Source organism: Streptomyces sp. NPDC060028, assembly GCF_042736725.1.
In the GTDB taxonomy this organism is placed as follows: domain Bacteria; phylum Actinomycetota; class Actinomycetes; order Streptomycetales; family Streptomycetaceae; genus Streptomyces.
On the sequence record NZ_JBHWVJ010000144.1, the window covers coordinates 1 to 10,753 of the forward strand.

A 10,753-nucleotide genomic window follows, 5' to 3' on the forward strand; every position below is an offset into this window, starting at 1 on the left:
GATCCTCGACTCCCTCGCCCGTTTCTGCCGACGAATCTCCGGCGCAGGACACTAGATGCTCACCTCGACGTAGTCGATGTCGGTGAACTCGACCCGCAGGCCGTCCGCCCGGCGCCCGCTGTCCCGGAAGTAGACCTCCCCCAGCCCGCCGGCGGCGATCTGCTGCAGCTCGGCCTCGGTGGCCCCGGCGTCCTGGGCGGCCAGCAGCCGGGCCGCCACCTCGGGCGGCAGGTGCTGCGTGATCCGACGCATCCGCCCGTCGTCTGACGTGCCGGGCGCGGCGGTGAACCCGAACCGGGCCCGGGTCTCGATGACCAGCCCGGTCTGCTTCGCGGCCTTCTCCCGGGCGCGCTTGCGTCGCTCTTGGCTTAACCCCCCTACGGGCATATCGCCAACGTCAGCTTCGGATCAGGTTCCTCGACCATCAGCAGTGGATCGCCGAGCACGCCGGGCAGGTCCAGCGGTGCTGACCAGTTTCAGCGGAACGCGGCGATATTGCGGGCGGCCCAGTCGGCGAACGGGCGCGGGGCGCGGCCGAGGACCCGCCGGACGTCTGGACTGACGCGCAGTTCGGCCGGGGTCGGGGAACCGAGGATGGTCAGGGTGTCCTCGGCGAGCTCAGCCGGCATGCTCCGGGCCATGGCGGCCTTGGCCTCGTCGCGGGTGAGGTCGTGGAACCGCACTGGCGAGCCCAGCGTGGCGGCGATGGCCTCCGCCTGCTGACGCGGCGTGATCACCTCCGGGCCGGTCAGCTCGTACACGCCGCCGGTGTGCCGGTCATCCAGCAGGCAGGCCGCCGCGACCTCTGCGATGTCCGCCGGGTCGATGATCGGCACCCCGACGTCGCCGAAGGGAGCGGCGACTGCCCGCTGCCCGCGGATGGACTCGGCCCACCACAGGGCGTTGGAGGCGAAGCCGCCCGGCCGCAGGATGGCCCACTCCAGGTCGGACTCCCGCAGCACATCCTCCAGCGCGCGCATCGCGATCCGCGTTGCGCCGAAGGGCCTGGTCGCCACGCCCTGCGTGGAGAGCAGGACGACCCGGCGGACCCCGCTGGCCTCGGCTGCGCCGATGATGTCGGCCGGGCTGGCTCCGGCGGCGTGCATGTCGCCGGACAGCAGCAGGAATAGCGCTTTCGCTCCGGCCAGCACTGGCTCAAGGCTGGCCGGCCCGGCCAGGTCGGCCGCCACGTGGCGGCCGCCGTCCGGCACCGCCGCCGCGTGCCGTGACACCGCCGTCACCTGCTGGCCCGCCTCGGCCAATGCCCGCGTCAACGGCCGGCCCACATTCCCGGTAGCCCCGGTCACCACGATCATGTACAGCTCCTTGTTCGATGTCTTCTGTGGCCTTCACGGTAGGAGTCGGGCTAACTATTGGTAAGGACATACCTAGGGGTAAGCTCATCACGTGACGGGAAGCGCGCAGCACATACGGGCCGAGGCGGGGGAACGGTATGAGGTGTTTCACACCGACTGCCCCGCGCGTGATGTGGTCGACCACGTGACCAGCAAGTGGGGCGTCTGGGTGTTGATCTCCTTGCGGAGATACGACCTCCGGTTCTACGAGCTACGCGAGAGCATCCAAGGCATCAGCGAGAAGATGCTCGCCCAGACCCTGCGCGCGCTGGTCCAGGATGGCCTGGTCTGGCGGGAGGTCGAGCCGACGACGCCGCCCCAGGTCACCTACGGGCTGACCGAGTTCGGTCGGGACGTCGGCGAGCCGCTGGCGGAGCTGTTCGACCGGATTACGCGGCGGCTTTCGCCGCGCAACGCGGGATAGCGTGGAATTGGTCGCCCACGAAAGCGCATCCACCGTGACCGAGCACCCCATGACCCGAGGACTGGTCCGGCTGGTCCGCCAGGAGGAGGGCTTGAGCCACGCTCAGCTCGCGCCGAGGCGACCGGCTGGTCCCGCCGCGCCACGCACTCGCCGTTTGACACGCCAAATCATGGGATGTCTGTCAAGTGCTTGTGTTCAGCATCAGCGTGCGACCCGGTGGTCACGTTGGCCGTCGGGATTTGGCGCTTTAGACCGTGTCCTATGTGGTGAGGCGGAGGCCTTGTCGGCGTGCAAGCGTTGGGGCTTGAAGTGCCAGCCGCGGTGAGGGTCGTGTCTCGTTTGGTGGCCGAGCACCATGGGCTTCAGTGCCTGGTGTCATGTGTGTTGGCGGCCGAGACGCCGACGACGAGGGGCAGTCCGTTCGCGTCCGACAGGACGTGCATCTTGGAACCCGGCTTGCCCCGGTCCACGGGGCTCGGGCCTGTGAGTTCGCCCCTTTTTAGCCCGACGTGGGCGGAGTCGAGGACCGCGCGTGAGAGATCGAGCAGGCCAGCGTCGTCGAGCCGGTGCAGGATCTCCTCGTGCAGCCGGCCCCAGACTCCAGCTCTCGACCAGATCAGGAATCTGCGGTGGGCAGTCGACTTCGATATCCCGAAGCAGGATGGCAAAGCCCGCCAGGCGCACCCGCTGACCAGCACGTAGATGATCGCGGCGAACAACGTCACATCAGGCGTGTCCTGCGTGCCACCGCCTGCGGCCGCACCTTCGCTGGTGGGATCAGCGGCTCGGCGATCTCCCACAGTCCGTCCGGAACGATCCAACTTCACGCACCCCGCCCGATGACAGACCCAACGCCCCGCCTCACCACATAGGACACGGTCTAAGCCGCTCGACGTCAAGCAAGGAATGAAAGTGACGTTCGAGGTGTCCCCAGGGGATCGGGGGGCAGTGGCTGTTCAGATCATGATCGAAGAAGACGACGTATGACCCGCTGCCGCCACAAGCACTTGTTTGGGCTCCAGTGCACGGAGTTCTTTTGGCTCCACTGACCGGCTGGAGGGGGCGTGGATTGGTGTGATTCACGCCCCTGTAGCAAGGTGTTTTGGCCCCACTTCGACCGGGTGGTTCCGCTGGCCGGGGTGGGGCACGTCGCGAAAGTGCCGCAGACCGGATTCACGCCAGGAAGTCCTCGATCAGCTCGGCCGGGTTGGCGGCGTTGGTGGCCTCTTCCTCCCAGCCTGGGCAGTCCATGTCGAACACGACCACGGGTAGCGGGCGGCGGAAGACCCTCTCGATGGTGCCGCTCGCGTGGAGGTAACGGGCGAGGTCGATCACGGCGTCGCGGAAGTGGAGTTCGAGGAGGCCGGACTTGGCACGAAGCTCATCGTCCTCCAGCATCCGACCGAGATCGAACTCACCGTCGTACCAGATGCCGAGGTTCCTGGCCTCCTCCTCGTGGAGCGGGGCGCCGACCGGGTCCTCGGGGACGTTGCCGAGCTTGTCAAAGCCCTCAAGGATCCAGAAGGCATAGTTCCAGCGCACCTCCCAGGGATCGGAACCCCGGCGCATCTCATCGTCGTACTGACTCTCCGTGTTGTAGCCGATGTCCACGTACGGGTGGCGGTTGTCGGCGGCGATGCGCCAGACGTTGAAGGCCAGAACGTATATCTCACGCTTCAGCTGCTCGGGGACGCGCTCCAGGATGCCGGTGGCGGCCTGCCGCAGATGCGTCTGGAAAGTCTTCCGTTCCATCACAGCGACAGCGTCTCACCCACCCGCCCCGAAGGCCCCGCCGCCTGCGACTTCAAGTTGGCGGAGGCTCTTGGCGCCCTGGCAGCGTGGGGCGGTCGCGATGAGCAGTTCCGTGGTCCCGTGCCAGTCGGTGCGCTGGCAGAGGGTGAGCCACGCGCGGGCGGTCAGCACCGTGGTGGTGGAGGCGGCGTCCAGGTCCTCGCCGATCAGCAGGCGCCGAGCCGTTACAAACCCGTCAGCGAGACCGCAGCGGCAAGAGGGGCAACGGGATCGGCAGCGACTCCGGAGGCGTTTTTCAGCGCCCCCGCCAAGGCCCTGCTGAAGTTCTCTACGCCGCGCGACCCGGCCGCGCTCGCCGCGTTCATCAACCTGCGCGTCCTCAACCCCGAACACGAACACCGGCGGCGAGGGGTCGAGGCCGCCGTCATCTACGCCCGCGCGCACGGCGCCTGCGCGTCCCGTTCACGTTCCGCGTCCCGGCCGCCGCCGAGGAGGCCGAGGCCTCCGGATGGCCGGCCCCGCTGGCAAACCTCCAAGGTCGGGATGAGGTGGGCGTAGCCGCACGGGCGAGCAGCGGGCCGGGCAGGGAGCTCCTATCCGGGGTCGGGCCCCGGGCACGCGACAGCGTGGGCCGCCACCCGTGTGGTGGCGGCTCACGCTGTGGTCCGCGCCGGTGAAGCGGGTCAGCCCGAACAACGGCCGCCCGCCAGAAGCATCGACGGCGTTGGGGTGCTCTGCTGTGGTTGTCAGGTCACCGGGCCGAGGAGGGCGTGGGCGGCGCCTTCGGGGCTGTCGCTGAGGAGGAAGGCCGTCCAGCCTGCCACGAACTCCTGACGAGTGATGCGGCCGTCGCCGTCCGCGTCGAGCAGGCCGCGGGCGGTTCGTGCCTGCTGCGCTTCCAGTCCCCATGCGGTGAGGTACGCCTCGAGCTGCTCCACCGTTGCCACGCCGTCGTTGTCGGCGTCGATGGCCGCGAACGAGGACTCCAGGGCGGGGACGAGGCCGTCCTGCAGCTGGGTGTGGTTGCCGTAGGAGGCCGCCATCGCCTGGTGGAACTCCGCACGGCTGATCTGGCCGTCACCATCGGCGTCGGCGTTCTCGCGCAGCGTGTGCCAGCAGTTGCCCCATTCCTTCAGCAGGGACTCTTCCTTGGGCGTGCCCTGCACTGCGGTGGCGCGGGCGATCGACTTGATGAGGCCGGTGAAGTCCTTCTCCTCCAGGACGCCGTTTCCGTTGGTGTCGAGAAGGTCGAACGTGCGGTCGTAGCGGCGGGTGATCGCGGTGTTGGTCACTGTTGCGTATCCCTTGATCGAGGTGGTTGTGCGTGGTCTTTCGTCATGCCCCCTCGGGAAGAGCCCGGGGGCGGGGCAGCCACGGCTCCCCTGGTGTTGTTCCCCGGGTGGGCGGGGACCTGCTGGGAAGCCGGGAGTCAGGGCCTATTCGTCGGAGTCGGCGGTGATGCCGAGCCGGTAGAGGTGGAAGTCCATGTTGGCGCCGTAGGGCAGGAAGGGGGCCGGGGTGATGCTCCGCAGGTGCCGGGCGCCGGTGAAGGCGCGGGTGAGGGAGTCGTGCGCGATCTGGTCGTTGGTTTTGATCGCGATATGGCACGGCAGGCCGTTACGGGAACGGCGGATGTCGTCGAGGATCTCCGACACGGGCGGTGAGGTGCGGGTGAGGTCGAGGCCGTCCGCGGTGAAGGCGGGCCCCCAGGGCGGTTCCACGACGTAGGTGTCGTGGGTGCTGCGGGCGGGGAGTTTGCCGAGCAGGTCGCGGTAGTCGATCAGGTGCAAGCTGATCGGGGAGCCGATGCGGTCGAGGTTGCCGGCCGTGCTCTCGTAGACGTCCGGGTCGAGTTCGGCCGCGTGCACGGGGCAGCCCAGGTGCCGGCCGAGATGGTGGCCGAAGTTTCCTGAGCCGCAGAACAGGTCCACGGCCATCGGGTCGTACGCGTCGGGTCCTTGCGGTCGGGTGCCGGCCTGGAGGCGGGCAAGTTCCTCGGCCACCGGGACGGTGTAGGCGTCGACGGAGCATTCGATGACGGTTCGCCCCAGCAGCCTGATGCCCCTGTCCGCCATGTCGAGGGCCGGAATTCCGTACAGGGAGAGCCCCTCGGGACGGCCGTAGATGAGCTCGCCTGCCTCGCAGAGCTGTTCCCCGGTCAGGACAGTGGTGCGCAGGTCGCCCAAGAGCCGGTCGCGGAAGGCGAAGTAGGCGGCGTGGCCAGTTTCGGCGGTGGTGGTCACGGGAGGTTCTCCGGGGCAGATGGGGGCGTAAGTGCGCCGGTAAGTTCTCCGGCACACTACGGTTGGTACGGGGTTGTTTACGGAGTGTAGTGTCACCGCTCGCGCCTTGATCACCAGATCCGGAACAGGACCCTCCGCTATGACGACGCACGAAGTAACGTTCCCTCCCCAGAGTGACGAATCGACCGAACGGGCAGCCCGACCGTTCGACGTTCTCGGCAAGGTGTACGAAGACACCTACGGACACCTTCCCGAGCAACTCGACGCCATCGGGTGGCTGCTGGCCCGGCTTCCCGAGCGAGCGAAGGTGATGGACATCGGATCGGGCACCGGCAGGCCGACCGCCGACCTCATCACGACGGCCGGACACCACGTGAGCGGCTACGACGTGTCCACCACGATGGTCGAGCTGGCCCGCACCCAGGTCCCGAGCGCACACTTCGAACTGGCCGACGTCCGCGCCCTGCCAGAGACACCCAGGCAGTGGGACGCGATCACCGCCTTCTTCCCGCTGCTGCAGATGCCCCGCACCGACCTGGACGCCACACTCACCCGGATCGCCGACTGGCTGACCCCGGGGGGGCTGTTCGTCTTCGCCACCGTGCCCTTCGACGTCGAGGACACCGAGATCCAGTGGATGGGCCAGACCATCCGCGCCACCAGCTACCCCGCCGAGACCTACGGTCGGCTGCTGCGCGAGGCCGGACTGCAGGTCGTGCACGAGCAGCTGAGCGTATTCCACCCGGACTTTCCCGGCATGGGCGCCGAGGAGCACCTCTTCCTCTACGCACGCAAGCCCGGCGGCCCCGCCGTGGCCGCGCACGCGCTGGCCGGCCCGTACCCGCTTCCGGAGGTCTACCGGGGACCGCACGAGCTCAGTGAGCAGGGCTGGCTGGGCATGGAAGCCCGCTTCGAACGGCACGACATCACACCCGTCGTCGAGGCGCTCGCGCGTAACAACCGGGTTCTGGACGTGGGCGGCGGCAGCGGCGCGGTTGTCAAGGAGCTCGGCGCCCGGGTGGAATCGGTGACGACCGTCGAGCCGCACGCGGCGCGAGAGGAGAGCCTGCGGGCCGTGGCGGCCCTCGGCGTGAGCGTGCTGCCGGGACGTGCGGAGCAGCTGCCTGTGCCCGATGCGAGCGTGGACGGCGTCGTGGCGACCTGGGTGCTGCACTACACCGACGACCCCACCCGGGCTGTCGCGGAGATGGCGCGCGCCGTCGACCGCTCCCACCCCGAAGCGAAGATCGTCCTCGTGCAGGGCGCCCCGGACAACGAACTCATCGGGCTGTGGAACCGTGTCTGCGCCCCGCTGACGGGTGAAAGCCCAGATCACCAAGGTTACCTGCTCACCCGCGCCGCCCGTGTCCTGGCCGAGAGCGGCTTCGAGGACATCAGCTTTACCCGCGCCCGCGTCGATGTCGTCTTCCCCGAGGAAGGTGCGGAAGCCAAGGCGCAGGCTGCTGCCGAGGTGCTGGCCGCTTTCTGGAACACCGGGCATCCCCAGCTCGCTCAACTGCGCGAGGCGCTGCTGCCCGCCCTGCGAGAGCACTTCGCCGGTGGCGCCGACCGCTTCAACGACGGCGGCGTGCTGCTCACCGCCCGTCCCCGCACCATGCTCTGACAGCGAGCCGACCGGAAGGCACGACCTCTGTGGCCCTCAGCCAGCCGACTCCCGCTCCGCCCGCCACCCGCCACTTCGCGCGCTGCCCGGTCACCGAGCCAGGCGCGATCACCGCGCACGGGGCCGGTGAACCCGGCCCCTTGTACGCGCACCTGCGCAGCGAGCACCCCGTCTACCACGACTCGCAGCTGGACGTGTGGGTCGTCTCCCGCCACCAGGACATCGACACCGTCTTGCGTGACGCCGGCGGCACCTTCTCCACCGCGCTGGGCTACGTTCCCCTGCACCCGGTCCACCCTGATGCCCAGGCCGTACTGGAGCAGGGCGGCGCCGTACCGGTCCTGTCCTCCCTCGACCCGCCGCACCATGCCCGTTTCCGGCGGGCGATGAACGCCACCTTCCCGACCACCGACCGCCGCATGGCCGCCCACCAAGACCTCCTGCGCGGGGAAGCGGCCGCGGCGGCCGCGCGACTGGCCTCGCGGCCCTCCCGCACCGGCGACCTCGTCGCCCATTACGCCCGCCCGCTCGCCAACGCCGTCCTGGGCCGCCTCACCGGCATCCCACCCCAAGACCAGCACCTCATCGCCCAACGGGCCGCCGCCCTCTCGGGTCTGGTCTGGGGACACCTCGACCCCGCGGAGCAACTCGCGGCCGCCCACGCCCTCAACGACCTGTGGGACTACTGCCTGACTCTCACCGAACAGCGCGCCCACAGCCCGGGTCGCCACGTGGGCGAGGACCTGATCGCCGCATGGCTCACCTACGAGGACAGCGACGGCAGCCGCTTCACCACCCGCGAAGTCGCCTCCACCCTGATGGAAGTCCTCATCACCAACGCAGAGATCACCCCCCGACTGATCACCAACACCCTCTACTGGCTGTTGCAGACGGGAACGCTCCACTCCCGCCGGCACGCCGGACGACTTCCCCAGGCCGTCGAGGAAACCCTGCGCCACGACCCGCCCCTGACCGGCTGGCTGCGCTCTACCCTCCGCGACACCCACCTCGGCGGCACACCCATCCCCGCCGGCTCACGCCTCCTGCTCCTCCTCGCCTCCGCAGCCCGCGACGAACACCACGGCCTGAACGGCGCCGACGACTTCGACGCCGACCGCACAGGGCAGCCCCCCACCCTGGCCTTCGGGGCCGGTATCCACTATTGCCCCGGCGCCCCCTACACCCGCCACCTCACCCTCCACGCCCTCACCGCGCTCGCAGACGCCTGCTCCCACCTCACCCCCACCGATCCCGACCACGCCACACCCGAACACTGGCCACCCAACGCGGCACTACGAAGCCCCCACACCCTCGCAGCCACCTGGTAACCAGCCAGGCCGGCCCTAGGCACGCCCGGCCGCTCCGACCGGGAACGTTCCGCACCGAGGGCGGAAGGGACACGCTCCCGGGCACCCTGCCCGAACACCCAGTCAGGACCGTGCCGCCACCGCCGAGTCGGGTCCTGCTCCAGGTCTCGAACGAGCGAACCCTCCGACTCCACCGGCCCCGGCCCCGAAGGCGCGCCAACGCCCGGGTCGAGGAACCCGGGGCCTGCCGGACCTTTCTCGTCTCGTCCGGCAGACCCCAGGGCCCCGAGCCGCCCAAACAGGGCCGGTACCCGGCCGCTCGGAGGGCTGGGCACGGGGTGCATCCCCGCACCGCGGTCAACGAACAAACCTCGGTTCCCGCACCCCGGCCCCGCACGTCTGTGCAGAACCGTTTCCGTCCCGCCTCGTTGAGAACGACGAGTGCCCAGACGGTGCCGGAGCTTCCCCTGGCCCCCAACGGTCTACCGGCACCCTGTGGCACGCGGGTCCCGTTGACAGGACCGGCCCCGCGCCACGCTCCGGCAGGCCCACCCCTCCCCGGGCCTGCCGGACACCCCACGATTCGCCGCCTCTTGTGCGGGACTGGTAGACCGCTGACGCTGAGATTGATCATGGTCTGTGAGCTGGACCGCGCTCAATCCTCTTCGCCCGCCAGGACACGGTCGGCCGTGTCGTGCGGACAGGACAACAGGTGCCACGTCACCGTCAGGTGATCTCCAGCCGCGGCGACGGTACGGGCCTGGCCGTCGACCGGTCCCGCTGAGCAGTGTGGGCACGCGAGAGTCCGTACGTCGGGCACCACGACGCCGCCGGTGTGAGGTCCCGTCCCTACCGGGGGCCGTGGTGGAGGCTGTCGAGGAAATCCAGTTCCTGGCCGGTGAGGCGTAGCGCGCCAGTGGCCACGTTCTGGGCCAGGTGGGTGCGGGTCGCCGGTACCGGGGATGGCCAGCACGGGGGAGCCCTGCTGCAGACTCCACGCCAGCCGGATCTGTGCCGCCGTCGCGTCATGGGCGCGGGCCGCCGCGGTGACGGCTGCGTCGACGTCCGCGTGGACGGCGGTGCCCTGGCCGCCGGCTCCGGCAAGTGCGAAGAACGGCACGAAGGCCACGCCCTGCTCCCCGCAGATCCTCAACAGCCGCCGCGCTCGCCAACGGCTCGGGCGTCTGCGCCCGACGCGTTGCCGTGAGCAACTACTCCGACGGCCGGGCACCCCTGGGGGAGGCGCCGGGGGCGAAGCTAAGAAGGGGTTAGGCCGGGGTGATGTTCTCGGCCTGGGGGCCCTTCTGGCCCTGGGCAACGTCGAACGTCACGGCCTGGCCCTCCTGGAGCTCGCGGAAGCCCGAGGAGTTGATCGCGGAGTAGTGGGCGAAGACGTCCGGGCCGCCGCCGTCCCCGCCGATGAAGCCGAAGCCCTTCTCCGCGTTGAACCACTTCACAGTTCCCGTAGCCATGTCTCATGCCTTCCAGTCGATGAACGCCTCCCGCAACGCGCGGACGGCGGAGGTGATCGCCCTGGTTCCTGCGGCACAGCACAGCAAAACACCCACACCTGAGGCGTGGGCAAAGGGAACTTCCGAACCACGACAGCTGACCCAAGCGCTACACGCAAGCACACCCTGCCACCAGAGAAAACAAGCCGTACGACACACCCCAACAGGGGCGTACGGGACCCGCCGTTACCCGGCGGGCACTCCCGTCTCAGGCCGCGGCCGCCGGGTCCGCCGATCCGTCGGTACGCCGGTACTCGGCGTTAACGCGCTGAGCTTCCTCCAGCTGGTCTTCCAGAATGACGATCCGACAGGCGGCCTCTACTGGGGTGCCCTGGTCGACGAGCTCCCGGGCGCGAGCGGCGATACGCAGCTGGTAGCGGGAGTAGCGCCGGTGACCACCCGCCGAGCGGCGCGGTGTGATGAGGCAGGCCTCTCCGATGGCGCGGAGGAAGCCTTGGGTGGTGCCGAGCATCTCGGCGGCTCGGCCCATCGTGTAGGCCGGGTAATCGTCATCGTCGAGACGGCCGAAGGAGTCGT

Annotated in this window: 10 protein-coding genes and 1 pseudogene; 3 read left to right on the forward strand and 8 right to left on the reverse strand. The window is 69.4% G+C overall.

Annotation, left to right across the window (positions count from 1 at the left end; genetic code table 11):
* Positions 1-51: 51 nt before the first annotated feature.
* Together tpg and ACFWBF_RS36295 are read right to left on the reverse strand one after the other, a co-directional pair.
* On the reverse strand, positions 52-387 hold the full coding sequence (gene tpg, locus ACFWBF_RS36290; protein ID WP_385609113.1) for a telomere-protecting terminal protein Tpg: 336 nt from the start codon (positions 385-387) through the stop codon (positions 52-54).
* Between the two features lie 89 nt (positions 388-476).
* Positions 477-1,316, reverse strand: a complete 840-nt coding sequence (locus ACFWBF_RS36295; protein WP_385609114.1) for an SDR family oxidoreductase — start codon at positions 1,314-1,316, stop codon at positions 477-479.
* 91 nt (positions 1,317-1,407) lie between these two features.
* On the opposite strand from ACFWBF_RS36295, the gene ACFWBF_RS36300 reads away from it, so the two are divergent.
* Complete coding sequence (locus ACFWBF_RS36300; protein WP_385609115.1) at positions 1,408-1,779, forward strand: winged helix-turn-helix transcriptional regulator; 372 nt, start codon at positions 1,408-1,410, stop codon at positions 1,777-1,779.
* A gap of 264 nt (positions 1,780-2,043) precedes the next feature.
* On the opposite strand, the pseudogene ACFWBF_RS36305 reads toward ACFWBF_RS36300, so the two are convergent.
* The 4 genes and pseudogenes from ACFWBF_RS36305 to ACFWBF_RS36320 all read right to left on the reverse strand — a co-directional run.
* Positions 2,044-2,596 (reverse strand): annotated as a pseudogene (locus tag ACFWBF_RS36305) (IS5 family transposase); the annotation flags it as partial.
* Between the two features lie 356 nt (positions 2,597-2,952).
* Positions 2,953-3,531: a hypothetical protein gene (locus ACFWBF_RS36310; protein WP_385609116.1), complete on the reverse strand. Its 579-nt coding sequence runs from the start codon at positions 3,529-3,531 to the stop codon at positions 2,953-2,955.
* Between the two features lie 746 nt (positions 3,532-4,277).
* Positions 4,278-4,823, reverse strand: a complete 546-nt coding sequence (locus ACFWBF_RS36315) for an EF-hand domain-containing protein (RefSeq protein WP_385609117.1) — start codon at positions 4,821-4,823, stop codon at positions 4,278-4,280.
* Between the two features lie 144 nt (positions 4,824-4,967).
* Positions 4,968-5,774 (reverse strand): hypothetical protein, encoded by an 807-nt coding sequence (locus ACFWBF_RS36320; protein WP_385609118.1) that lies wholly within the window; start codon positions 5,772-5,774, stop codon positions 4,968-4,970.
* A 223-nt stretch (positions 5,775-5,997) separates the two neighbouring features.
* On the opposite strand from ACFWBF_RS36320, the gene ACFWBF_RS36325 reads away from it, so the two are divergent.
* The gene (locus ACFWBF_RS36325; protein ID WP_385609119.1) at positions 5,998-7,398 is read left to right on the forward strand and encodes a class I SAM-dependent methyltransferase; all 1,401 of its coding nucleotides are present in this window, start codon (positions 5,998-6,000) and stop codon (positions 7,396-7,398) included.
* 29 nt (positions 7,399-7,427) lie between these two features.
* The gene (locus tag ACFWBF_RS36330; protein WP_385609120.1) at positions 7,428-8,726 is read left to right on the forward strand and encodes a cytochrome P450; all 1,299 of its coding nucleotides are present in this window, start codon (positions 7,428-7,430) and stop codon (positions 8,724-8,726) included.
* A 1,247-nt stretch (positions 8,727-9,973) separates the two neighbouring features.
* Here the strand turns inward: ACFWBF_RS36330 and ACFWBF_RS36335 are convergent.
* Positions 9,974-10,177 carry a cold-shock protein gene (locus ACFWBF_RS36335; RefSeq protein ID WP_385609121.1) on the reverse strand — a complete coding sequence of 68 codons (204 nt, stop codon included), beginning with the start codon at positions 10,175-10,177 and terminating at the stop codon, positions 9,974-9,976.
* A 247-nt stretch (positions 10,178-10,424) separates the two neighbouring features.
* Positions 10,425-10,753, reverse strand: a 329-nt coding sequence (locus ACFWBF_RS36340) for a MerR family transcriptional regulator (protein ID WP_385609122.1), incomplete at its 5' end; no start/stop codon positions are given.